We start from the raw sequence: 24,503 nt of genomic DNA on the forward strand, positions 1-24,503 counted from the left end.
CACCTCGCCACTACCCCCGAGTACCTCCGAACGCCCCTTTCAGTGGGGCCAGTTGGAGTCGCCCCGGGTGGAGCCAAATGGCGCCGCCCTAGCCAGACGCGCTACCCGCACCGGTCGGCACGGGTATGGAGCAGTCAGTCATCAAGTCCTCCGTTCTGGGACGTGCATCGGGCGGTCGAAGCCACACTCTCACACTTTTGAATACCCCCAGGGGGTATTTTGCGGCGGGGTTGGCGCGACAGTCGGCCGACATCTCTACAAGGGGAAGTCGCCGTGCGGTGACGTTAGAGGTGAACGGCGCGGGTGACGGGCGACTTCGCCGCAACTAGTCGATCAATGCGGGTACTTGACGCATCGCCAAAGGAGAGCGGACCACATGGCCAGCACCCCCCGGCCCGATTTCGCGCGCGTGGCGCGCCTGCGGGGCGCCGAGCAAGGAGTGATTGACGAAGCCGCCCGTCAGGGACTGATGCCCGAGGACATCGCTCACGCGCTCACCGCGCTGGGCGTGAGTGACTTTCTCCTGTTCCAGGGGTTCGAGGTGGTAGCGGATCTCGACGCTCTCGCTGGACCCGGATCGGGCGTCGTGGACGTTCCCCGTCATCTGGTCGACGGCGACGTGCCCGCACTCGTGGACGTGGCGGACATGGCACTGTGTGCCGTGCTGTACCGCAGACTCCTGGTAGGAGGAACCGCGACCGAGCAGGCAGCGTTGATCAACCGCGATGTTCTGCTGAGGCTGTGGCCACGACGGCTCGCACCGCAGACCGTCGCGCAGGTGTGGGAGCGACGCTTCCCGGAGCTGACCGCAGCGTGAACACCGACGCAATGATCACGGTCGCCCGGATCGTACTCGCCGCCTGCGGCCGGAAGGGCTACCACCTCTCCGGCTCGCTGGCACTCCATGTCCTGGGCATCGCCGGGGCCCGCCCCGCCCACGACATCGACGTGTTCACGGACCAGGTCCAAGACTCTCCGGCAGTGAGGGCGGCCGTCATCGCCGCACTGACCGCTCAGGGGTACCGAGTTGAGGAAACCCGGACCTGGGCGTATCACCCGGTCGCGCAATGCGACCAGAACAGCGATCTGCTGGCCACGCACGCCCTCCACGGCAGCGTCACCATTCAACTCGCCCGCATGACCCGCTACTTCGACACCACCACCGTCGACGGCATACCGGTCGCCGCTGTCGGCGACCTTCTCTACGCCAAGATCGAAGCACCAGAACATCGCCTCAACGCCAAGGACTTCGTGGACCTCTTGGTCCTGACCCGACACATTGGGCTCGGCAACGTCGACTCCTACCTCGTCGACTACGTGAGGGGCATGGCGGGGCTCCATCAGATCCCCGAGGCGCAGATGCGCGAAGAGCTGTACGTGCGCCTGGCACAGGTTGCTGACATCCCGGATGCTGCGTTCACCGCGTACGGAGTAGAGCTGCAGGCCGTGACGCGCCTGCGTGCCGATCTGCTGGCCTGGGCAGACCGGATCGCGTCGGCCGAGCTGAACGCGGGCCGCCTGGATCCGGGCTTGGCCGCCGGTATGGAGGTCCTGAACCAGGCGGACGTCCTGGCCGCTCTCGTGCGTTTGGCGCGCGTGGAGTCCCTGGCGTTGCTGAGCCCGCCGCAGCTGAGCAGCCGGCGCGGCGAGGCAATGGTCCGAGCGATGACCGCCTCCCACAGGCTCCGGCAGCTGACCGAGCAACTCCCCGAAGGAACGCCTGTTCCCGCAGAAGCCGCTGATGCGGCGCAACGGGTCGAGGAGCTCGTAGAAGAGGTGCAGCGCATCACATTGGAGATTCAACGGCGCTTGCGGCTCACCGAACGCCAGCGGGCGGAGGAGGCCGTCCTGCGGCGTGCTCTGGCTGAGGAACTCGATTCCGACGAGGCCCCAGATCTCCACCAGACGGCAATTCAGATGATGATCAGGATCGTCCGGCGGCGTCGTCACAGCGAGGCAGAGGAAGAACTGCAGCATCACCGGCCTGCGACCGGACCCAGTTACGGAGGAGTGCAGAGATGACCACGCCCTCCAAAGCTGACCGAGCCGATCGCGTACGCCTCGCGGACAAGTCACTGCCGCTCATCGTGCTTCGAGAACACGCCACCGAGTACGGCCCCCTCTTCGCCCGCGCCAGGGCCGAGGTGGGCCACGGCCAATGTCTCTGCCAGACACCAGCACTCCGCCTGGTCATACGGTGCAGTCGGGCCGGCCGCTACCACCTGGCCGGCTGGCCAGGCGAAGGCGAACTACACGACCCCAGCTGCGGCTTCCACAAACTCGCCTCAGAACTGACCGGACGCGACGGCTACAGCACGGAAGCCATCAACGAGTCCGACGACGGCGTCGCTATCCGCTTTTCCGCCGCACTCGCCCGCAAGCTCAGCGCCCCGGAGCCAGCCACCACCTCCACCGAACAACGAGAAGGCCGTGCCCGCCGCACCGTCGGCCTGCTCGGCCTTCTCCACTGGCTCTGGGAGGAATCCCAACTCAACGCCTGGCATCCCCGCTGGCGACGACGCACCTGGTGGGTCTGCCACGCCCGGCTGAGCGAGCAGATCGCCGGATGCTCCATCAACCACGAGGAGTTGACCGAGGCCCTGTACGTCGTACCCCCCTTCCGGGAGCAGTACGCCCGCCGCAACATCGCCGCCTTCGAGACATTCCGCATCGCCCGCCTGAAACGTCGCGGAGACACACAGCGGCGGGGACTCATCCTCGGCGAGATCAGAGACGTCAAACCGACCCGCTACGGCATCCGATACGCGCTGGCTCACCACCGCGGCGCCCTGTTCGCTACCACAGCTCTCGACGAACGGCTTCGCCGTTCATACCGGCCGGCCTTCTCCTCAGCCGCGGACGAACACGGAGCCCGCCGGATCGGCTTGTTCCTGGTCGAACTCAGCCCGAAGGGCCACGTTCGGGTACTTGACATGGCCGCCATGCTGGTCAGCAAGCTGTACATACCCGCCGACTCCAGTCACGAAGTCGTCATGGCCAACGCGCTCACCGACGCCGGACGTGCCTACGTCAAACCGGTGCGATACGACGGAAGCGATCTCGTCTTCCCCGACTTCGTCCTTACTGATACCTCCCCCCACTCCTACGTCGAGGTCTATGGAATCCACGGCAGGGAGTCGTATGACCAGCGTAAGCGTGTGAAGCAGGCCCTCTACCAACAGCAAGGTGCCGGGTTGATCGAGTGGGACGTAACCGACTCGCTTCCCAACGTCCGTCGTCGCTGAGTCAAGCGCCCTTCAGGGCTTAAGCGTTGCACATGAGCCTTGCCAAAGCGGCTAATCCGCACGCGAGTTGGCTTCACTGGGGCTGTTTCGACACGTTCAGGCCTCGGATGCAGCCTGCATGACGACGGCGGCGAGTCGAGGACTTTGCCGAGCCAGGGACTGCAACCAGTCGTCTGCGACGAAATCACGCCCTTTCGATACGAGTTCTCTGGCGGCTGAGGTCACGAGGGAATCGACCTCGGTAGAGACATCGTCCTGGATGTGCTTGCGGTCTATGGACAGCGCAGGCGCAGAGGATCCAGACAGGTTGATCACTGCCCCGTGCAGTCTGTTTGCGCCTTGCAAGTCGGCCAGCACCCCGTGGCGGTAGGCCGGCTGGACGAGCAGCCCATCGGCCAGCAGCGCTCCTCCTGATTCGCACCAGACTACTTGTCCCGCCAGCGTGGGCATCAACCTTCCACGCACGTTGAGGGTATGTGCGTGGCGAGGTGCCCTTTTTTTGGTCCATTCGCCCGGTTCCCAAGCTGCCGATCGACTTCCGTGGCGTGCTGTTGTCCTGTAATCGGCGATGACAAGGAGCCGCTGCAATACGTCGACACAAGAGGGGGTGATCCGTCCGTCCCTGAGAAATAGCCGGACGCGTGTGCCGGGGGTGTGGCCCTGGGCCTGTTCCCGACTGATCCGGGCGGTCTGTCCGGGACCGAGTACCGTCATTTTCATGACCGGACCGGCAATACCTTGCTGGTCCATGCGGCACGTGGTGACCTCGATTTCATCGGCCAGCATGAAATAGCTCATTACCCCGATACCGAAGCGACTGTTGGGGTACATGCGGATAGGAGGATTACAACGTTGCCATTTGGATTTCTCGCTCACGAATTCAGGCCGGCTGGCGAAGGACACCCCGATACGTGAGAAGTATGTCCTGAGCTCCTCTTCTCCCATGCCAATACCGTTGTCGAGACAGTCCAAGAAGTCGCGCCCGTGGTCGTCTACGCCCTGAATGAACTGAATGGTGCCCTGCCAAGGAACACTGGCGCCTGTGCGTCGGGTCAGGTACTCGTACCGAGCAGTGCGGTACCTGAGCGCGTCCAAGGCGTTCTGGTACAGCTCGCGGATCGCGACTCCGCGGTCTTGGTAGAGCGCCGTGTCCAGCAGAAGCGCACGCATGCTCTCATCGTTCAGGGTGTAGCGCACTTGGGGTTCTCGATCCTTGCCGCTCGCCGACTCGTGAGCAGGGGCGACGGGTGTGGGCCCCGTCTGTTCCGGGCCGGATTCCACCACGCGCAACCTGGCGCCTGCAGAACGTCGCGGGCTGGCGTCGTCTGTCGCGGTGTCTGAAGGCGAGGCTGCGGGCGTGTCGATGAACGGGAGGCCATACAGGTCTTCTTCCTCGGCCACGGTACTGACCGATGGGTTCCTCCAGGTAGCCATGGTCCGAAGTGCGGTGTACATGTCGGTACCTGTGGCTGCCAGTGCCGTATGAAAGGCGGAGGATGCACCGGACGAGGAACTGGCACGCTTGACTGCGGCGAGCATTTCCTCGGTTTCCTCTGGGCTGATCAGGGATGCGGCGAGGTCGTCTCCTACGCGGTTCAGCCAGGCGTTGAAGGCAGCCGAACTGGCCAGTTCGTTGTCGGACTCATCCATCGTTGGACTCCTCCTTTCGGGACTTGGCCCACAGCTGCTTCAAACGATTCCGTGCATGTCTAAGGTTGGATCGCACAGTCTCAGGTGATGTTCCGAGGTGCCTGGCGATTTCAGCCGGTGTGGCACCGTCCCAGGTCCAGGCCACGATCTGCCGCTGCACGTCCGGCAGTGTTCGTAGCAGGCCGACTACCTCTTCCAACTCCTGCTGTCGCGTGACCTGTTCCTCCGGAGTTCGCAGATCGACATCAGGGTACGAGACCGCGGCCATTGCACTCACGACTTTGCGCCGGGCAATCTCTTGATTCTGCCCACGTATCGCCCTTCGTATGGCAACGAGGCGCACCCAAGTTGTCGGGTGCGCGACAACCTCCCACTGCTCATGGAGCTCCACCATGGCCTCCTGCGCGGCCTCCTTGGCGGCCGATGTGTCGAAACCCCGGATCGTCAGGTGGCGGATCAGCAGAGGTAATTCCCTTCGGAAGAAGGCAACGAACTCGTCCTCACGTGCACTGGGCAAGACGTGGAGCCTTCCTCCCGGGACTCTGTGGAGCAGCGCATTTGGCCACGCATCTTTCCCTATCCCCATCCCCGGTGCCGTTCGAGCATCCACGCCAGGGTCACGGCGACAACGGCGCTCAGCGCCGTGACGGCGAAGGAGTGCGTTGTCGTATACACCGTGGCGAGAGCGGCAGCGGACCCGTGCAGGATCGCGATCTGAACTGCCAGCCGCGAGCCGCCGCTCGTCGCTCCGTCCTCCGCCCGGCTGGATGCGGGCACGTTCGTGTCGTCCATGCCCACTAGTAACTAGTGATCTTGAAAGCGTGCAATGACATGGCGGGGCGATCTTTCGCGCTCGAAGCGGATGCGGAAGGTCATTTGTTCAAGGGATCGCCTCGTACGACGGGCAGTACCGGGCGAGCAGCCTGAACAGCGTCGTCGTCTGGGAGTGCGTCGGCGCGCTCCCAGACGGACGGCTTTCCCAACTCGATGGCCCTGGACGATCGCGGCCTCGCTCAGGCGGATTACACAACGTCCTCCTGTTTCTGGATGGGCCGGTTGCGCAGCCGGGGGAGCCATTGTGAGGGGAGCGCGTCTTCGGCCTTAAAGATGGCGACGAGGTCGGCTCCCGACAGGGACGCGAAGTTGCGGGTTCGTGCGGTTCGCCAGGCGCGGACAAGGCAGTCGAAGACCTCCAGCACCTCGGGCGGGCGAACGAGGTACACGTGGCTCTCGGCGACCGCGTGTGCGCTGGGATGGATCCGTTCTTGGGCGGTGACGAGGAACGCGTGCGAGTCGCCCGGAGCGGACTCGCCGCGCTTGTCGGCGGCGAACCGCACGTGGCTTCCGGCCTGGCGTACGTCCCCGGCGCCGAGTTCGCCGTCGGGCTTGGCCTCGCTTTTGGCTTCCCAGACCACCCAGGATGTGCTGCCGAAGATCCACGTTGCGTCCGGCGCGGAGTCGTTGTGGCCGTCGCCCTCGCTCGGTAGTGCGCCGGCGAGCTGCCCCATCAGCACGAGGGCGGCTTCGTAGGGCTTGCTGGGCGTGTCTGCCAGAGCTGTGCGGGCACGCTGGATCTCGGTGTCGAAGATGGCGGGCCTGGCCAGGCGAGCAGCGTTGGCGAGCACGCCGTTCATCGCCTGCTCGTCGAGCGGATCGACTGCGGGCGGGGCTGGAGCGGTGGTCGATTCGACCGGGGCGGCCAGGTGGGACATCCAGGTGGTTCCGCGACCGGCGTTGCGGGCGTCGTCGTAGAACTTCGTGGCTGCTGTGTGGAGGGCGGGGTCACCGGTCTGATTGGCGAGCCGTTGCGCGATACAGGAGGCGAGGTAGTTCCACAGAGCCGCGTACCGCTGTGGTGCCCGTCCGCCGCGCAGGGCATCGAGTACCTGGCGGATGAGTTCGAGGGCTCGTTGCCACTCGCTCTGCCAGATTGCGTCCCATGCGGCTACCTCGTCGCGTACCGAGCGCTGGAGCTCGACCGAACCCGGGGCGTCGATACGCTCGTACCGTTCGCGGGCCTCGACGATGTCCTGGTCGACCTCCCGCCAATCCCGGTCGTGCGCGATGAAGACCCGCAGGTTTTCCAGCATTTCGGCGGAGGTGGCTTCGATGCTGTTGTTGTAGCCGAAGTCGAGTTCCGCGTGGATCTCCGGGTGCATTGCCTCCTGGACGTCGCGACGGGTCACGTAGGAGACGAGGTCGTCGTCGAGCAGCAACACAGCGGCGAAGTCGCGGGAGTTACGTGTGGCCCGGCCGGCTCCCTGCATGATGCGGGCCCGGATGCGTTCCTGTAGGACTTCGACCGCGCCCAGGGAGCCGTGCAGGAAACGCTCCTGTAGATCGCCTCGGGCGGGCAGCCCGGCGAGGATGACCAGGCGGCAGTCGTTGTCGGGCAGGTCGATGCCGTCGTACCGGTTGTTCAGCACCAGGGCCGCCGCGGTCTCCTGGGTGAACACCTTCAGGTCATCCTCGACGTCGTCGGCCTTGAGGACCTTGTAGCCGTCAGGGATCCGGGTGTTGGTGAACGTGCGGGCGGTGCGAGTGTCAGGTGTCATGACGACAGCACGTCCGTGTCGGGCGATGACGTCGGCCACCCACGGGCCTACCTTGGCCGGCTCGGCCGAAAGGTCGGTGGTCAGCTGGGGGAAACAGAACAGACGACGGCCGGTGCCCTGCTTCTCCCAGCCCTTGGGGATCGGGATGCGCTTTATCGTGCGACGTCCGAAGATCCGCTCCAGCTCGCCGCCGGCACCGAGCGTGGCGCTCATATAGACCCGCCGGACAGGGTCGTTAAAGGCGGCATGGAACAAGGTGGGCGGGATCAGAGGCCTGATCAGCAGGCGCCGGTAGGACAGGTAGACCATGCACTGATCAAGGTGGCCCTGGAGGAACCGCAGCGCGTACACTCCCTCGTCGCTGAGCTTCTCAGTGGCCACGGCGGCGGTGAGGACCTCCTCCAGGTACCCGGCTTGGGCGGCCACCCCGAGCGGCGAGGCGAGGTAGACGCTGTTGCGGTACTGGCTGTCCGGCGTGTCCGTACGTAGTCGTGCGACGACGAGAGGGTCGAGGGCGTCGGACAGCGCGGAGAGCACGTCGTGGTACGCGCTCTGCTCGTCCCGGCTGATTTCCAGGCTCCAGGGCCCGGCGACGTACCCCTCGGCGGCATGCGCATCATCGAGCAACAGCAACTGGGCATCGTCGAGTGCGGGATTGGCGTTGAAGACGTGGCTGTAGACGCTGACGGCGATGGCGTTGGCAGTGGTGTAGCGGCTGCGCTCGGCACGATTCCAGTTCTTGACCTTGCCGGTCAGTAGAACGTTCGGGATGCCGTACTTGGTGAGCTTCTCCGCGGTCTGTTTCGCGAGCTGCCGCGTCGGACACAGATAGGCCACTCGTTCGCCAGCCGCACGGCGCCGATAGTCGCCGATGAGACCGCCGACCAGTGTCTTTCCTGCACCGGTCGGCAACTCAATGGCGACGTCCGGATCGTTGAGACGGTCGCCGTGCCAGGACCGAAGGACGTCGGCTTGGTGCGACCACAGGGCCTCGGGACCGTCGTTGATCAGAGCCAGCTGTCGATAGAGTTGCTCTGGGTCGGCGGGGGCCGTGGTCGTGCCGGACGAGCGTTTGAACGCCATGTGCTCTGGTCCTTCGGTTGCGGTTAGTGGAATGCCGAGCCGGGAGTGATCCGTATCAAGTAGTGGCCCTCAGCGGCGGCGTGCCTGGTGTCGTCTCAGGACGCTGGCCGTCAGTACGAGAGAGGCACCGAGCGTCCGGTCCGTTGTGATCGTCGGAGTCGATTGGTCCGAACGGGCTGCGGTAGTTCATGACCGACCATTGTCGCGCCTCGGGCTGAGGACAGCGACCAGGTATTACCACCTTTTCGTCGTGGTGAGGACCGGTCCGACCCGCGTGTCAAGGAACTCGAAGCGGGCTTGGACACGTCCCGCACGACGACGGCGTTGGGCACTTCAGGGGACTCTGGGGCGGGCTAAGTCCGTGCATGTTCCCGCTGTTCGGTAACGCCCCCGGCTGTTGTCAGTGCCCGGGTGGAGAATCGGCGGATGGCCCTCAAACCGACGGCGGCTGGCGAGTCCGAGGTCCTCGCCGCGGCCTTACGCACACACCTGTCCGGGACCCGCTTCTCCTTCACCGGTCTGACCGGCAAGGACGCAACCCTGTGCATCACCCGCGCCGTGTCGGAGTGGGCGACAGCGTCAGGCTGGAAGTGCAGATGGGAGGCACCGATGCGCTATATCGACCCGCCTCGCCCGATGAGTGCGGGCTGCCGCATCTACTGGTCGCCGCCCTGGTCTGCCTACCTGGATCTTCGCCTGGTTCGCGGGGAGGGTCCCCCGGTCGCTGTGGAGATCGACCGCGCGGACGACAGCACTGCCGTGGACAAGCTCCGCGATGAGGCCCTCCGTGGGTGTCCCGCGTTGTGGATCCGTTGGCACGGAGCACTGCGTGCCGAGTTGCCAGCTGGTGTCGCCCGTCTGCACCTGCCGTCGCGTTCCAGCCGCACTCCCGTCCGGTACTCGCTCACCCACATCCCCGGTACGGCGGCGATCACAGTTGGTGGGGACGTCACCCCCGAAGCCCGAGCGGATGCCATGAGGCGGGACCAGCAGCGGATGGCGGAAGAGGAGCGCGCTGCCGCCATCCCCCGGGAACCGGGCCCCATTCGGTGCTTCTAGGGTGTCGTTGGATGCTCTCCCGACAGGGACTCGGGACGGCTGTGAGCGCCGGCGGCACGTAGCGGACCGGAGGCCACCGTGACGGCCAGAGGAACCGGCCGCTGCAGATCACCCTGTATGTCGAGTACTCGCCTGCCTGACTATTGCCTTGTGTCTGCGACCAATTCGCCTGCCATCAGGGCGCGTACGGCTTCTTCGAGGATCGCGGTGTACCGCCTGAGTTCGTGATTCTCCTGGACCAGCGAGTTGTCGCGGTCTGGGTGCTCGGCGAAGGCCTCGTCCATCTCGTGCAGGCGGGCCTCAAGTTCCGACTGCTCGGGTGCTCGTCCGGCGGCTACGGCCAGCCGAGCAGCTCGCCGGGCGGCGAACTGGGCGAGAAGTTCCCGCTGTTCTTCGGTGAGTCCTTCGTTGGTGGTGACGTTCTCGTCTTTCTCGTCCATTCCTTCATCTCCTCACTACGTTCCCGGTCCTCTGCGCGGTCCCGGGTTGGGTCCGCGGCGCCGGTGGTGGTTCTGTTCGTCCTGTGTGGTGTCGGCCCGCCGCCGGCGGACGGAGTCGTCCGCCGGTACTCCAGGTGTGACGGGGGCCAGGCCGCGCCGTGCACGTTCGGCGTCTCGGTGGGCCCGGACTTCTTCCAGGCGCTGCTGGATGCGGGAGCGCTGGAAGAGCGTCATGGCCTCGTGCAGTTCCGACCACTGCTCTCGCTCTTCGGCCTCATCAGGAGTCTCTCCCAAAGGCTCGTCAGAGTCGATCTGGTTCAGCATCCGATAGGTGGCGAGAGCTGCGACGAGTTGCTGCCACTGCTCCTGCTGAGCGGTGTTCTCCGAGTCTGGCGAAGGAATCTGCTCGACCCACTCTTCAACAGGTTCCTGTCCTTCCAGGGCCCGGCGCAGGGCGAGTTCGGCGAATGCTGCGGCTGCGGCCGATACTGCCTCCCGGTCCTCAGGTTCGGACTCGTGGGCGTCGAGCAGTCGGTACTGGAAGTTCTCGGCCGTGCGTGCGGCGATCCGCAGCCCGGCGGACGGCTCGTCGGGTCGGTGCCGCGCGGCGGCGGACGCGCGAGCACGGCGGCCGACCTCCGTGATGCGCTGCTGGAAGATCGACCAGGCATGAGCGTCGCGGGGATCAGCCGGCTGCTCACCAATGCCGGGAACGTCGTCTCCCAGAGCGTGGCGGATGCGCCACACGTCCGCTACCGCCGCCGTGCGCTCCCACTGTTCGCGAAGGTCGGTTCCCTCGACGGGGACTGGTCCGAGGACCCGGGTCCACGGCGGTGGGGACTCGGCCAGAGCAAGTCCCATCTGTTCCAGGCGTCCGGAGAGTACGAAGCGCCGCTCGACCAGGTGTTGACGCCAGCCCTCCGGAGTGTCCATGTCCCGTACGGCTACGGAGGGAGCGATCCAGTCGGGGAGGTGGCCGTTGTTGTCCAGGACCGGTGCCGGATGGTGCGGGAGTTCGTCGCGCAGCCGTTGTTCGGCTCGGATTTTGGCGGCGATGAGCTGGGCGCGCTTGAGTCGTTCCCGGGCCGTGTCCTGACGCTGGAGGTTGGCCGTGCGTTCGGCGCGGGTGGCTGCCACGGGCTGGCGGGCGGTGTGGCCGGCGCTACGGCCGGGTTCGCGCTGCCAGTCTTCGCGCATCCGTTCGCGTGCCGGCATCGCCCTGCGCAGCTGCTGCTCGCGCCGCAGCAGGGCGTGTTCCGCAGCAGCGGCGCGTTCGGCCTCGTGGTCCCCTTCGTGTTCCGCGCGGCGGATGCGGGCCCGCATCTGGGCGATGGCTGCGGCGAGTTGGGCCCGGGTGAGGTGTCCGTGTGCTCGGTCGGGCCAGGCGGGGTGGGGAAGTCCGTTTGCCACGACCGGCCGGGGCTGGCTGTCGACGGCGGCGTCCGCGCGCAGCAGTTCCTCCAGGGCGGTTCGGCGGTGCTGCTCGGCGAGTTCCAGGAGGCGCTGCAGTTGCTCTGTGCTGAGCGTCTTCAGTGGGCGGCTGCCGCCCGGCTGGGCCTCCCGGCGGGCGGCTCGTTCAGCTGCCTTCTGTCCGGCTTCGACGCGGTAGTCGATGCGCCAGGCCAGCACGGCAGCCGGGTCCTCCGCGTCCGCGAAGTCCCGTTCGTCGAAGGCGATCCAGATGAGCCGGCCGAGGTCCCATCCTTCGCCTTCGGCGGCGCGCAACGAACGCTCGGCGACCTCCCAGGCGTCCGCGGCGATGAACATCTCAGCCTCGGGCCCAAGGACACGGCGGGTGAGGCTCTGCAGGCGCTGGCTGGTGGCGCGGGCGTAGACGTCGGTGTACTCGGCGACGAGCTGGCCGATGCTGTAGGCGCGTTCATGTTCGGCCTCGATCATCTCGTGGGCGGACACGGAGGCCTGGCTGCTGTGGGCCACGGTGTCCAGCACGTCGCGCATGTTCTGGGCGTCGTCGGTGACGACATAGATGTGGTTGGACTGGCTTCCCCGGGTCGCCTCGACGTAGGCAGCTTCCCGCGAGGTGCGCGCGCTGATGAGGCCGTGGGCGGCTGCCACCGTGATGCCCTGGGCGCGGTGTGTGGTGTACGCGTACCCGAGCTCGGCGTGCTTGCGCAGGTAGCCGCGCTGCAGAACGATCCGACCGCCGTGGCCGGTGTGTCGGACGTGGGCGTTTCCGCGCAGGTCGATCCGCTCGATCAGCCACTGGTCGCCGTTCTTGACATAGTCGCGGCCCCCGAGCAGGGAGAGTTTGCGCTGGTTCTTGCGGGTCACGATGACATCGCCGACCGCGGCCTGGAGCTCGTCGCGCAACCGCGTGGTCCGACTCAAGTCGAGTCGCCCAGAGGCAAGTTGGAAGGCCTGGGCCCGCAGGTTGAGTTCGCGGACCATCTCGGCGTCGTCGGCCATCATGAGCGCTTTCAGACCGACCTCGACGTCGTGTTGCCACCCGGTGAAGACGGCGCTGAGCATCTCCTCGCGGCTGCCGCCCACGACCCGCCCCTGATCCAGGTACCAGCTCCAGGCATCAGCCGGGTCGCCGTCGCGCAGGACAAGGGTTGCCTCCCCCTCGCCCTCGGTCTGGAAGCGGTGGAGTTCTTCCAGCTCCACCACGCCGACAGAGCGGGCGAGTTGGCGCAGCAAGCCTCCCGACTCGATCGAACCGAGCTGCGCGGGATCTCCGATGAGTCGGACCAGGGCGCCGGCGGACTCGGCCTCGGCCACCACGCGCGCGAGGTTTCGCGTACCGGCCATGCCCGCCTCGTCCACCACGATCACGTCCCCCGGGCGCAGCGCGTATTCCTCCGAGACGGTCTTGCGGCCCTTGCTGCTGCGACGTTTCAACACGCGGTGGACGATGCTGCCTTCGGTCAGCTGATCGCGCTGGGCGAGCCATCCGTGCAGCGTGTACGCCGTGGTGCCGAGGTCGCCTTCGATGACCTTCATCGCGCGCGAGGAGGGGGCAAGAGGTATGAGCCGTCCGCCCCCGGCCGCCACCGCGTCGCGGACGAGCTGGAGTGCGGTGGTCTTGCCAGCGCCGGCGGGGCCGATGCCACCGACGACGAGGCGGTCGGAGCAGGCGAACGCCTTCGCGAGCCGGCGCTGTCCGGCATCCAGCTCATGGCCCTGGAAGTGGTCAGCGACCTCCATGAACCGGTCCCCGGCGAGCGCGGGGACCACCACGGTGCGCGCTGCGTTCAAGACCCGGTCTTCTGCGGCCAAGACCTCACGCGAGGTGTACAGGACGGACTCGCGGCGCCGGTAGATACTCGTACCGTCTGCCCGCAGAAGAGGCGCGAACGGCCGATGCAGATCGGGCGGTGTGATGCTCAGCGAACCATGCGCCAGCACGCGTTCGGTGATGCGCTCGGCGAGCCCATCGGCCGCTGAGCTGCGACCTCGGGTGAGCCGCACGACGTGGCGTCGCGACTCCGCCAGCACATGCCGCTCGCCCCACACCGCTCGCCCATCGGACACCACGGCAAGGACGTCCTCAGCGGCCTGCACCACATCGATCTCGGACAGGTCGCTGCTTCCGTCACCGGGTGCAGACGCCGCGACCTGCGCCGTACGCAGCAGCGCGTCAACCCGTTCCCGGCCGACAGCGGCGATGGCCTGCCTGCGCCATCCCGCCCGCAACTGGGCCAGGGACCGCCCCTTCTTCTTGGCCGGCCTGGTCTCCAGCGTGGCCTGCTGGATGAGCGCCATCCGAGCCGCAGTCCCCGGCTCCTTGCCGTGCTCCTGACGGTAAGCCTGAAGCAGTTCCGCCAGCCGACCGCCGATGTCCCGCGTCCGCTTCGAATGCGGCTCCAGCACCCCGCGGTCGAAACCCTTGAGCCCCATGACCGGCCGCTTGCCCGGGGTGACCTCACGCTCCTCGGCCTCCAGCCCGAGCCGCGCGCACACCTTCTCGATCACGACCTGGTTGTAGAACTCGGAGGCGGCGACCCCCATCGCGTACAGCAGCTTCCCGTCGATCGAGCGCCACTTGCCGTCGGCCCCGCGGACCTTGTTCGCCACGACCAGGTGATGGTGGAGAAGGGGTTCGCCGAGCCGGTTGTCGTAGTGCGTGAAGAGGGAGGCGATGAGTCCGCCCCGCACGTCTTCCTGGGCAATGCCGTTGATGCCTGTGCGGGTGGCGAGCGCGTGCTCTTCGATCCAGCCGATCGTCTCAAGGACCGCTTCCTCGTCGCACTCCATCGTGATCCGGCAGACGTCCTCGTCGCCCTCACCGAACAGACCCTTGCCGATTTCCTCCGGAGGACGCAGGACCAGGTCGTATCCCACGACCGCCTGCTGCTTCGAGGCAGTGTTCGCGCTGATGTAGCGGGCGAGTTCCTCGGCATCCTTGGGAGAGCGGCCGAAGTCCGCCCGGAAGGCGATGGCGCCGGCCTTGGCCCGCACCTTCTTACGCTCATCGGCGGTCGCCTCCGCGCCCTTGCGGGCTTCGAGGGCATCGATCTCGTGCTGGATCTTCGCTGCGAGGGGGCCGGCGGTTTGGTCGTACCGGTAGAAGCGGCGGCCCAGCCGTGCCCGGCGGGTGGCCTCGGCGGGGGAGAGCCCTTCGGCCACGGCCGTCTTGATGATCTCGTCCGCATTCGGGTGCAGTCCCTCGCCGTACAGGGCCTCCATCTGCTCCTCGGACACCGTCCCGGAGACGCCGAGTTCCGCGATTCCACCACCGACCCATACACCCGGCGGATTTCCCTCCGCCGTGTAGTAATCACCCAGGTCACGGTCGGGAGAACGGCGTACATCTCCGGTGACTGTCTCGCTCATGTAATAGCGATAGCCATCCCCAGCTGAGAGCTTGTGGATGGTCATCATGCACTCAGATTACCTTGTGTCATTGTGAATGCAAGAGCTTTGACCGTGAAGAAGGGGGGTGCAGGGAAGGGGAGTTGGCGAGCGAGGAACGAGCCGAGTCAGCGAGCCGACCTGCACCATCCTTCTTCACGGACCGCGAAGCGCTCCCGGTTTTCCGCAGGTCCGCTCTCCTGAGCGGACCTGCGGAAAACCCGCAGTTCGCGTTATCCACAGGCAAGATCAAGTAATTCTGAATGCCTCTGAATGCCTCTGGCTGCGTCATTCGGAGAAGACCTCAAATTCCCCATGCGGGAAGCGTGGATTCATCGGCCACAATGACCCAGAACCCATCGTTCAGGGGAGGCGAGTTGCATGGCTCAACGCAGTCCGCGGAAATCGGCGCGGGAGGTTGACGCCCGCGAGCGAGTGCGCGCACGCCGAGCGGCGCACTGGGAGCGAGAGCGACGGCTGGAGGACTTGGCCACCGACTACGAACTGGCAGCGCAGGAGATCGAGGACGTCACCGAAGCGGCCGAGGAGAAGATCGCCGCCTACGCCGCTCGGCTGCGCGATCAGGCCAGGACCGCGAAAGAGGAGCTGCGGGCCAGGCAGGCCCGGAGCCTCGGCCAGATGCTCCAGCTCGATGGCGTCCGTTCCGTCGCCGAACGGCTCGGTGAGTCCGTGGAAACCGTTCGCAAGGCCGCCGCCGAGTCCACCAGCACGCAGGAAGACCCTGCGCCGGATCAGAGCTCCGCACCGGCCGCAACTACCGCACGCGAGACGCCGACCGGCCAGCCTGTTACCGCCTCGGCCACGCACATGGGTACGCCGCATGGGCCGACGCTGTCCGGGCCGGCTGAGGAACGCGCGGCCTCGACGCGAGAGGAGAAGGGATGACACCCAAAACGGCGGCCGAACGGCCGATCGAGGACCTCAGCCCCGAGTGGATCGGTCTCCTGATGGAGGTGGAGGACGAAGGAGGAACGACGATCGGCTTCCGCCTCGGCCGCTACGAGAGGACCACGGTCGACGGCAAACCCATGTGGCGCCTCTACAGTGACCAACCCGCCTGGAGCGTCACCCTGTACGCCGGGACCAAGCTCCGCTGTGTACCGCCGGCCCCCGCTCCCGGGAGCCAGACCGGCCCGTACCCGCAGCAGCCGGTACCGGCCGCGTACCCTGCACAGCAGGTACCCCAGTACCCCGTATCAGCTCCGCCGGGGCCGACTGTTCGAAGCCCGCAGTCCTGGGTGAACCAGCCGCCGCGCCAATAGGCAGCGTCGGCACAGGCAGCGAACGAACAAAGCCGCAGGCCCCCGCACCGACTCAGTGGATGTCGGTGCGGGGGCCCGCGGCTTCGCGCTGCGACCCCGGGCGTGCACGCCCTGGTGCGTGCCCGGGCTGGCGGTCTCGGGTCAGCGGCGGACGCGCAGAGCGTCCTTGGGAGTACGGGGCATGCGAGCAACGGGGGCGGCGGTTGGGTGGGGTGCTGGTTCGGCTGGGACGGCGGGCGCCTGCTCGGGCCCTTCTGGCGCGCTGCGCTGTGCAGGAGGGTGGTCGTAGCGCGTGAGGATGCGGGCGATAGCGGCAGCCGCGTTGCGGTCCTGGGAGTGCAGGTCTCGCTCCCAGAACTCGTACGGCGTGCCGCGCCGTTGCTCGAACTCGCCCATGTATCCGAGGTCTCCCCACTCGGCACCGTCCGGGTAGTTCGACAGGCACGTCCAGCCGTAGCCGTTCAGGTTCTCCGGGTGGATCTCGGTGACGACCAGGTGGCCCCACGGCGAGTGGTAGACGACGCACGGCGCCTGTTCGGCCGGGAGGCGGGGTTCGCGGGGAGCGAGGGAGCGCAGCACGCTCGCGCCGGGGTAGAAGGGGTGGCCGCGCAGGGTGCGCTGCGACTCGAACAGCGGCATGTCGGAGAGGGGGTGGAACTTCGGGATACGCAGTCGCATGGGATGTGCTCCGTTCGGTGCGGGCCCGGGACCCGGGGCGTGCGGCCCCGGGCCGGGCGGCCATGGTCAGTAGCGGAGGGGTATCGGGGGGAGGCCGTTACTGGCGGCCAAGTCCTCGGCGGGTGTCCGGCACCACCCCCGGGGCCACACCGCGTCAACCGCGAGCGTGGCTCGGGTGGCGGAGCACGAACAAGGCCTTCGCCTGGTTGGTGGTGGAGCGAACGAGCCGGGTGAAGTTCTCCCCGCCCCACACCGTCCACCGGTCGCCGCCGATCTGCGGCGACCACGTGAGCGCGTACCGTTCACCGTCGGACGTGGTGACGTCCCACCATCCGCGCTGCGTGCGCGCCGTGACGGTGGCGCCGTCGATAGCCGGAATCTCCGGACGCGGACCGTAGCGGCGCTCTACGTACGACAGGTAGTCGGCTGTCGGCTCGATCGCGATACGCCACCGGCGCCGGGAGGCGTCCGCCCCTACCTCCGTCCACGTCCAGCCGAGCACGGGACGAAAACCTGTCTTCACCAGCGCACGGGCTGCCGCTGCCTCCGCGTCGTCCTGGCGGACGTCGTGGCGGATGTCCAGCCGGATTACGTGCGCCGTGGCGCACAAAGTGCCGGACTCGTCGAGCAGCCACACCACCGTTTCCCGTGTGCCCCGGTTCCGTACCAGCTCCGCTGTCACCGGCCGCGTGCGCTCCTCCGCCCGCCGGTCGCGCTCCAGTGCCTCAGCCTCCGTCCACTCCCGCCGGCCGGTGTCGTACGTGGCGGGTCGGTGAGCCGCAGGGTGCTCGTCCTGCGTGGTCATGTCGTGGTGTTCCTCTCCGTGGGGTTGGGGCCGTGCCCCGGATGGGGTGGCCCGGTGCTCCCCGGCCCGACTCGATCGGGCCGCACACCGTCTGTGGCGGGGGCTGCGGTGCCTAGAAGGGGGGTTCGTCATGGCGGCGGGCACGGGCGGTGTGAAGCCGGTTGTTCGCCTCGGCCAACCTCTCGCCGTCCGCGACCTCGAACGCGCTCCGGTCGACGGTGTGACCGCACCCCCACGCCGTGCACACATAGACCGGGCCTGTGCTCGCGTACAGGCCGGGCACGGGCGTGTAACCGCCGTAGTGGCACTCGGAGCAGATGTGCGGCGTGAACACCTCATGCCCGATGAACAGCTCTCCCGTGTGGCGCTGTTCAGTAATCCGCGCCCGCGCCCGGCCGCGCTGGATGCATGCCTTGTCCTCACACGCCCGGCTGCCGATGACCCCGTCGGTGGAACCGTCGTACAGGGTCACGGTGCCGGTGTCCTCGCACGAGCCGCAGAACGGGGTGCCCTCCGTGGCGTGTTCGAGCATCGCGAGCGCCACCCAATCAGCCGGTGAGAATTCGAGGTAGCGCACCAGGGCGCCCAGGGTGCCCGGCTCGACACCTTCGGGCCGTCCGTGGCACGTGTGGCGGCGGGCCTTGTGATCGGTGACGACGTACCAGCGGATCCGGTCGCGCACCGGAAGGCCATTGCCCTCCAGCCGGTGACCGGTCTCGATGAACAGGGACTGTCCGGCGGTCTGGCCGTCCACGCCCTCACGCGCCTTTCCGGCCGACTGGGGGCCGTCGAGTCCGAGGACGTCACCGGCCGCGTTGAATGCGTGCACGGTGTAGCCGTTGGGATTGGTCTTGCTGGTCATCGCGCGAGTTCCTCTCACTCGGGGGACTGCCCGGTCGGTCTCCGGGCGGGTGGTGGAGCCGGGGTGCGGCGGCCGTGCCCCGGCCGGTTTCCTGGCCACGGGGCACGGCCGCGCAGGGCGGGTCAGTCGCCCTTGCGGAGTTCGCGGATGGTGTCGGCGACGCGGGCGGCGATGTCCCCGAGACGGTCGCTGGACCACACGTCGGCGACATCGGTGCGGCGTGCCTCGGGCAGGGTCTCGACGTAGAGGACACCGCTGTCGGAAACGGCGAGGGTGTAGCCGCCGCTCTCGCCGTCTGCCTGGAGGTAACCGCGCACGCCCCACGAACCGGAGTCTGCGAACCACTCGTCGCCGAGGAGATCGGCGGCGGCGCGGCCGATGTCGGAGACGGCGAACGGGTATTCGGTGCCAGGCTCGGGGTGGTAGTGGCCCGCTTCGTCGCGCGAGAGAGTGACGACGTACGCCTTCTCGTACGCCACGATGGCGTCCAGCGCGACACGGCTCGCGAACCGGCGGTACCGGCGGCGACGGGCGACCTCGGCGAAGCACACGGCCACGATGGCCTCGTGAACCTGCTTGGCGGTGTCGGCCCAGACCGCGACGTGGTTGCGGTTCGCCGCGTACTCCCGCATCACGGTGAGGCGCATCGCGAGCAGAGGGGCCACCCGTCTGGGGAAGGCAGAGTAACCGCCGAACGCGGCGCGCGCCTCGATGGCGTGCGGGGCGGTGGTGATACGCATGATGGAGTCCTTTCGAAGCAGGCCGGTTACTCCCCGGCCCGAAGCAGTGGGGCGCGTGACGGACGCTCTGAAGAGCGGAAGAGGGGGGAAGGGCGCCGGGCGCGCGGCGTTCCGGCCGGCTCGTGCGTCGACGACGTTCACGAGCGAGCTCGCGCGTGGGAGCAGCCGCGCATCCCGGCGATTCGAGGGATTCCGGCTCGCTGGCCGGGCGCCGCTCAGTCCATGCTCAGCGGCTTGTGCGGCTCGTTCCGCTCCCAGTCCTCCGTGACGTCACGGCCGTCGCGCATGACGGTGATCGACATTCCGTACGGGTGGATCACACCCTCACGAGCCGTCTCCTCGCCGTGCTTCTCGACGTCACGCTTGACGGCGGCGGTCAGCGCCTCGTAGGCGTCGTGGTAGTCGTCGAACGGCTCGATATCGCCGTTCTCGCACACCAACAGGAACTCGGTCTGCTCGGCGTCTTCGGTGTCCTCGGCCAAGGTGATCTCCTCGGTGGATCGTGGGTTCCGGGGCCTTGCCCTGCCCCTTTTCGACATAGGTAAATCTATCTTTCTTGGGTGGGGTGGTCAACGTGAAATCCCGGCCCAACAGGGGTCAGTCTCTGCGGATTTCGTCCGGGTCGCAGCGCGGTTGGGGTGTGCGGACGCGCGTGGTGCCGCACACGGCTACGGCGCCGAGCCGCCCCCGGGCCGGTGCCCGTGGATGCCCCCCTCCCCATCCCGGCAAAGAAAAAGCGGGGCCCGAACGGGAGGGGTGCAAGGACGCGGCGAAGCCCGTTCTTGCACCCCTCCCGCCGAGGGCCCCACACTCGATCGCCGGGATGCGAAGGTGAGGATGCCGACCGCGGCCCGTCCGATCGGGGACGGCGGTCGGCGGGGTCACGCGGGAGGGGCCAGGAACTCGGCGATGGCCGTCTCGCTGTAGTAGGGCGTATCGGCCACCGTGATGACGGGGGCGGGGGCGCTCTTGCGCTTGAGAAGGGTCTTCACTCTCTCGCGACGCTGCTCGGGCGTGAGCGTGGCGGACGCCGCGGGCAGCCGTTCGGCGATCTGGCTGCGGGAGATCAGGCCGCGCTTCGGGAGAACTTCCTCGGCGGCCTGCCGCAGGTAGCGGGCCGCGACATCGATGCTCACCCCGAGTTCCTCGGCCAGGGCCCGGCTGGTCAGGGTTTCGCCGTTGTCGAGCGCCGTGTGCAGGCGCCTGACGACCTCCTTGTGGCGGGTGTCCTTGGTGCCGGACTCGGCCGCGATCTCGGCGGGCCGGGGGCCGGTGTATCCCGGACGGGTGGTGTCGTACCACAGGAACCAGGCGGAGACCTCATCGGCGTCACACATGCGGTCGAACTCGTCGCGCGGCGGAAACGGGCGCTCGGGGTGGTCCCGGTAGTCGGCGGCGAGCAGCCGCACGGCGGTCGGCGTCACGCCGCGAAGACGCGCCATGTCAACCCAGCGCCACCGCTCGCCGGGCGTGTGGGGCATGCGCTGGGGCTCAGCGGCGAGGCGTGGCCCCCGGCTCACTTCCGGCGCCCGCTCGTCGGCGCCGAAGAGCTGCTTGCGCACCCATTGCGCGCCCTCGTCAAAGGGGAAGAGCTGGACTCGCCGCGGACCGGTCCGGGCGGTGTCAGCGAACTCCGGGTCGGCGTCCAGCCAGTTCCGGACCGTCTTCTCGGCGACGCCGGCGAGGTGCGCGAAGTCCTTGCGCGTGAGTTCCGGCGCCTCGCGCCGCAGCTGCGCGAGGCGCTGCTCGAACTGTTCTCTGGTCGTGGTCATCGTGGCTCATCCTGTCTCATGCAAGGCCCTACACTGTCGGATACCTCAGGGGTGGTGCCTTGGTGCTGCGCTTGTGGGTTCCAGGGGCCGGCGGCTTTGCCCAAGTCAGCACACTTCGGTGGTGCTGGTACGGACTTTGTCCGTGTCGTCGGCCCCGCTTTCGTCTCCGGAGCCCTGGGCGGTTGCCTGGCGGGAGGTGAACCAGTCGGCGACGGCCTTCGCGCACGCGGCGGCGTGGACCATGAGGTCCCCTCCGGGCTGCGCCTCGTAGACGCGCTCGATGTCGCAGTAGTCCGAGCCGTCGTAGCCCTCGTATGCCATGGCGTACAAGCCGCCCGTGTACTGGTGGGCGGGGCCGCTGACGTCGGCTCCCCAGGGGGTGTTGATGATGATGTGCTCGCTGTCCAGGGCTTTGTCCTGGGGGAGGTGCGGCGGGTGGGCGATGACGAAGTCCTCGTCGAGTTCCAGGAAGCCGGGGAATTCGACGACGGCCAGGGCGTGCAGCAGTACGGCGGCGACGGGAATGGCGGCGAGGTTGTTCATGGGAGGCATGCCTTTCGAGGTATGGGGATCTTGTGCCGAGGGGGGGAAGGCGGTGGTCAAGCCGTCCGGCTGGACCGGTCGGGGCCAGTCACAGGGGCTCGGTGTCAGGCTGGCTGAGGACGCCGATGCTGATCGCGAGAGCCTCCACGTCGGCGTCTGTAGAGGGACCTGCCTTGGCTGGGGGCCTGGGCTGGGAGGTGACCAGGCGCAACCTGGCCGGGGTGACCAGACGGATGGCCTGGCGTGCCGCCCGCTCGAAGTCCGCGCCCGGGTCGGCTGGAGTGCTCGCGGTGATGGTCATGACAAGTCTCCGCTCGGGGCCGTTCCTGGTGGGCGGGATGTTTCGCCCGCCCACCAGGAACGGCGTGGGTTCCGGGGTCCGCCGCTCGGCTTGCCCTGCCGGACGGTGGACGAGAAGGCTTCGGTCAGCGCGGGGAGGACTCGTTCCAGGCGTTTCCGGGGCGCTCTGGGTGGGGCCGGAGGAGCTCGTTGCGTCGCTCGGCGTAGGCGGCGACGTCCTTGGTGTGCAGGACCGTACGGTCGAGCTGGTTCTCCTGTACGTGCCAGATGCCGTCGCCCTCGTCGCCGTGCGGCCGGAAGCCGAGGATGAGCTTCTGCTCTTTCAGGGTGGCCAGGACGATGTGTGCCTCCTGTTCGGCGCGCGGGAGCTGTTCGAACTTCAGCTGGTTCCAGTCGGCCACGAAGAAGCGCACTCCGTTGGCGAAGACGTTGTTGGAGCTGAGGTTCAGCCGCTCGGCGCACAGCAGCAGATCGGCCAGAAGGCGGGCGGTCACCTCGCTCACGTCGGAGGCCGACAGGGCCGCGAGTTCCTCTTCGTCGACGAACCTGTCGAAGTCGAACTTCTCGAATTCCCCGCGCAGTTCCCAGATGCGGCGCTGGAGAAGGTCGAGGGTGTTGGGGTCGCGGCGGGCCCAGTAGTGCAGGACGTCGCTGAACAGGGTGGTGATGACGGTTTCCGCCTCGCTGCGGAAGACGGGGCTGGTGCGGAGCACGTCCCACCCGGCGTTCCACTGGTCTTGGCCGTAGGCCAGGACGGCGCGCAGACCGCGGGCGGCGGGGTCCTGGTTGAAGACGGCGCCGACACACGAGGTGTCGAGGTATTCCCACACGGCGGCTTCGCCGCGGTGGGTGCGGGTCTTGATGCGGGCTCTGGTGTCCATGCTCGGTTGCCTTTCGAGTGATGCCGGACGGCAGTTCGCCGGCTGGAGGTAGCGGTGAGTGGAGACCGGGACGCGGGCGGCCGTTTGCGTGTCCGCGTCCCGGACTCAAGGGAGGGGTCAGAACCCGGAGAGGCGGGCGTGCGCGTTGTCGCGGATCCACGACGCGGCGAACTCCGCGCAGTCGGCGGACTCCTCGGCGATGCCCCCGGGCACGTGGGAACCGCTGTAGAGCGTGCGGATCTGGTCGCCGTCGGCGTTGTGAAGGGTGACCGTCCACGGTTCCTCGTGGGCGTCGATCGGCCGATCGGCACTTTCCCCGGACTGGACGAACAGGCGGGGGCCGGTGTGGACGTCCTGGCCGGTGGCGGTGGTGTCGAGCGGGATCACGCGGTAGGTGATGCCGCACTCCCACATGGGGGACGACGGCACGCCGTACGCGCCAAGGGCGGCGTGCAGCACATCGCCCTCGGTCGGCGCGGGCTCGTCGACGGGGCGCAGCTCGATGTAGCTGCCGGGCCGAGCCACGGTGTAGGTACACGACGCATCGAGGAGGATCCGCGCAGACGGATCCTTCTGCCACAGGCCGAGGACGAACTCGACGCGGTCGGCCGACAGCGAACGGGGGTGATCGATCGCGTCGCCGTCGTGGGAACTGGAATACGCCGCGGTGTAGTTGACGGCGTGCGCGACCGGATTGGCCGGAGCGATCACGGTGCCTCGCTCGGGTACGGGGTGCACTTCGCGGTGTGCCGCGCCGAGGGCCAGCCGGTGGGCGGCGGCAACGACCTCGTAGGCGGCCGTCAGGGCCTCCTCCTCCCGGAGGGCCTGCTCACGGACCGTCCGCTGAGCATCAGCGGCTTCGATCCACTTGCTGCTGAAGTCGGCAGGAAGAAGCCGCTGTTCGGAACGCCACTGAAGGAGGCTGTCGTCCGTCTTGCTGATCTGTCGCCTGTGCCTAGCTGCCGCCCTCCGACGGAGCGCTAGCACGGCCGTGGTCAGATCCAGCTGATGACGCGCGGCTGTGACTCGCTCGCGGGCGGCGGTGCGCATCGCGTGTGTCTGCATGGGGTGCTCTTTCACATGGGTGGGTTCGGCTCCGGTGCGCGGCTTTGCCCTGCCGCGCACCGGAGGAGTACAGGGGTGGGACGTCAGTCGAGGGCGTCGGCCAGGAAGTCGAGGAGAGTCCGCAGCGAGTGCTGTACGTCTTCGTCCCCGGGCACCTCCTCGTCCGTCAGAGAGGTGAGGAGGGTCCGCAGCGAGAGGCCCAGGCCCTCGGCTCCGGCCGCCTCCCACACGTAGGAGAGGAGGTCGGCGCAGATCGCTCCAGCCATTTCGGGGGCGTAGGTGGCGTTGAACGTCTCCCAGCCGTCGAGCGCGTCGGCCCAGCCCGGAGCGATGATGTTGCCCTCACGGTCGATCTTCGTGCCGTCCTCGCCGACCCAGCGGAGGGCGTAGGCGAGGTGGGCGTGCCCCCGCTCCGGCGGCGTCGACTTGATGAGTTCGGCGTAGTCAGTAGGCGCCTTGATGTCGAGAGGTCCTGTGAAGTCCATGGGCGGGCTGCCTTTCACGGTTGTGGGTTCGGTGCCGGAGCGCGGTTTGCCCTTCCGCGCTCCGGCTGGGAATCAAAACGGTCGGCTCGCGCGGCCTGACGAAGGCGAGAGGCCGTATCCGGCGTCGTTAACCCCGTTTCGACATAGGTAAATCTATCTTTCGAGTGAGTGGAGGTCAACGGTGTTTCGGGTGGCCGGACCGGACCCTAGAACTCCCGGGGTGTATCCCTTGGCCCGGTCAG

Annotated in this window: 22 protein-coding genes; 5 read left to right on the forward strand and 17 right to left on the reverse strand. The window is 67.6% G+C overall.

What is annotated here, in order from left to right; translation table 11 throughout:
* Positions 1-376: 376 nt before the first annotated feature.
* From ACIRD7_RS40425 to ACIRD7_RS40435, 3 genes are read left to right on the forward strand one after another with little or no spacing between them, the layout of a single operon-like run.
* Positions 377-817, forward strand: coding sequence for a hypothetical protein (locus ACIRD7_RS40425; protein ID WP_403461088.1), 441 nt, complete (start codon positions 377-379; stop codon positions 815-817).
* On the forward strand, positions 814-2,022 hold the full coding sequence (locus ACIRD7_RS40430) for a hypothetical protein (protein ID WP_403461089.1): 1,209 nt from the start codon (positions 814-816) through the stop codon (positions 2,020-2,022). Before ACIRD7_RS40425 ends, ACIRD7_RS40430 begins: the two co-directional genes overlap by 4 nt.
* Positions 2,019-3,245: a DUF1173 family protein gene (locus tag ACIRD7_RS40435; protein WP_403461090.1), complete on the forward strand. Its 1,227-nt coding sequence runs from the start codon at positions 2,019-2,021 to the stop codon at positions 3,243-3,245. The genes ACIRD7_RS40430 and ACIRD7_RS40435 overlap by 4 nt, the downstream gene beginning before the upstream one ends.
* A 96-nt stretch (positions 3,246-3,341) precedes the next feature.
* On the opposite strand, the gene ACIRD7_RS40440 is transcribed toward ACIRD7_RS40435, so the two are convergent.
* The 6 genes from ACIRD7_RS40440 to mobF all read right to left on the reverse strand — a co-directional run bounded on the left by ACIRD7_RS40440 (position 3,342) and on the right by mobF (position 14,877).
* Positions 3,342-4,895, reverse strand: a complete 1,554-nt coding sequence (locus ACIRD7_RS40440) for a hypothetical protein (protein WP_403461091.1) — start codon at positions 4,893-4,895, stop codon at positions 3,342-3,344.
* Positions 4,888-5,412, reverse strand: coding sequence for an RNA polymerase sigma factor (locus ACIRD7_RS40445; RefSeq protein WP_403461092.1), 525 nt, complete (start codon positions 5,410-5,412; stop codon positions 4,888-4,890). Before ACIRD7_RS40445 ends, ACIRD7_RS40440 begins: the two co-directional genes overlap by 8 nt.
* A gap of 59 nt (positions 5,413-5,471) precedes the next feature.
* A complete protein-coding gene (locus tag ACIRD7_RS40450; RefSeq protein ID WP_403461093.1) occupies positions 5,472-5,687 on the reverse strand; it encodes a hypothetical protein in 216 nt (71 codons plus the stop codon).
* A gap of 230 nt (positions 5,688-5,917) precedes the next feature.
* Positions 5,918-8,533, reverse strand: coding sequence for a DEAD/DEAH box helicase (locus ACIRD7_RS40455; protein WP_403461094.1), 2,616 nt, complete (start codon positions 8,531-8,533; stop codon positions 5,918-5,920).
* Between the two features lie 1,199 nt (positions 8,534-9,732).
* The gene (locus ACIRD7_RS40460) at positions 9,733-10,032 is read right to left on the reverse strand and encodes a hypothetical protein (RefSeq protein ID WP_403461095.1); all 300 of its coding nucleotides are present in this window, start codon (positions 10,030-10,032) and stop codon (positions 9,733-9,735) included.
* A gap of 15 nt (positions 10,033-10,047) precedes the next feature.
* Entirely contained in the window at positions 10,048-14,877 is a 4,830-nt protein-coding gene (mobF, locus tag ACIRD7_RS40465) for a MobF family relaxase (protein WP_403461096.1), read from the reverse strand.
* A gap of 456 nt (positions 14,878-15,333) precedes the next feature.
* On the opposite strand from mobF, the gene ACIRD7_RS40470 reads away from it, so the two are divergent.
* Complete coding sequence (locus tag ACIRD7_RS40470; RefSeq protein ID WP_403461097.1) at positions 15,334-15,753, forward strand: hypothetical protein; 420 nt, start codon at positions 15,334-15,336, stop codon at positions 15,751-15,753.
* Entirely contained in the window at positions 15,750-16,130 is a 381-nt protein-coding gene (locus tag ACIRD7_RS40475) for a hypothetical protein (protein ID WP_403461098.1), read from the forward strand. The genes ACIRD7_RS40470 and ACIRD7_RS40475 overlap by 4 nt, the downstream gene beginning before the upstream one ends.
* Before the next feature lie 141 nt (positions 16,131-16,271).
* On the opposite strand, the gene ACIRD7_RS40480 is transcribed toward ACIRD7_RS40475, so the two are convergent.
* The 11 genes from ACIRD7_RS40480 to ACIRD7_RS40530 form a co-directional block, all read right to left on the reverse strand.
* A complete protein-coding gene (locus tag ACIRD7_RS40480) occupies positions 16,272-16,808 on the reverse strand; it encodes a hypothetical protein (protein ID WP_403461099.1) in 537 nt (178 codons plus the stop codon).
* 154 nt (positions 16,809-16,962) lie between these two features.
* Positions 16,963-17,613: a hypothetical protein gene (locus ACIRD7_RS40485; RefSeq protein WP_403461100.1), complete on the reverse strand. Its 651-nt coding sequence runs from the start codon at positions 17,611-17,613 to the stop codon at positions 16,963-16,965.
* A gap of 112 nt (positions 17,614-17,725) precedes the next feature.
* Entirely contained in the window at positions 17,726-18,475 is a 750-nt protein-coding gene (locus ACIRD7_RS40490; protein WP_403461101.1) for a hypothetical protein, read from the reverse strand.
* Between the two features lie 122 nt (positions 18,476-18,597).
* Entirely contained in the window at positions 18,598-19,215 is a 618-nt protein-coding gene (locus ACIRD7_RS40495; RefSeq protein WP_037620167.1) for a hypothetical protein, read from the reverse strand.
* A 215-nt stretch (positions 19,216-19,430) separates the two neighbouring features.
* Complete coding sequence (locus ACIRD7_RS40500) at positions 19,431-19,697, reverse strand: hypothetical protein (protein WP_266703952.1); 267 nt, start codon at positions 19,695-19,697, stop codon at positions 19,431-19,433.
* A gap of 399 nt (positions 19,698-20,096) precedes the next feature.
* Complete coding sequence (locus tag ACIRD7_RS40505) at positions 20,097-20,987, reverse strand: hypothetical protein (protein WP_403461102.1); 891 nt, start codon at positions 20,985-20,987, stop codon at positions 20,097-20,099.
* A gap of 105 nt (positions 20,988-21,092) precedes the next feature.
* Complete coding sequence (locus ACIRD7_RS40510; protein ID WP_403461103.1) at positions 21,093-21,539, reverse strand: hypothetical protein; 447 nt, start codon at positions 21,537-21,539, stop codon at positions 21,093-21,095.
* Between the two features lie 79 nt (positions 21,540-21,618).
* Positions 21,619-21,831, reverse strand: coding sequence for a hypothetical protein (locus ACIRD7_RS40515; protein ID WP_403461104.1), 213 nt, complete (start codon positions 21,829-21,831; stop codon positions 21,619-21,621).
* A gap of 124 nt (positions 21,832-21,955) precedes the next feature.
* Positions 21,956-22,711 carry a hypothetical protein gene (locus ACIRD7_RS40520; RefSeq protein ID WP_403461105.1) on the reverse strand — a complete coding sequence of 252 codons (756 nt, stop codon included), beginning with the start codon at positions 22,709-22,711 and terminating at the stop codon, positions 21,956-21,958.
* A 117-nt stretch (positions 22,712-22,828) separates the two neighbouring features.
* Positions 22,829-23,776 carry a hypothetical protein gene (locus ACIRD7_RS40525; RefSeq protein ID WP_403461106.1) on the reverse strand — a complete coding sequence of 316 codons (948 nt, stop codon included), beginning with the start codon at positions 23,774-23,776 and terminating at the stop codon, positions 22,829-22,831.
* Between the two features lie 83 nt (positions 23,777-23,859).
* Positions 23,860-24,261 (reverse strand): hypothetical protein, encoded by a 402-nt coding sequence (locus ACIRD7_RS40530; protein ID WP_403461107.1) that lies wholly within the window; start codon positions 24,259-24,261, stop codon positions 23,860-23,862.
* Positions 24,262-24,503: the final 242 nt, after the last annotated feature.

The sequence above is a fragment of the Streptomyces sp. NPDC093568 genome (assembly GCF_044764945.1).
In the GTDB taxonomy this organism is placed as follows: Bacteria; Actinomycetota; Actinomycetes; order Streptomycetales; family Streptomycetaceae; genus Streptomyces.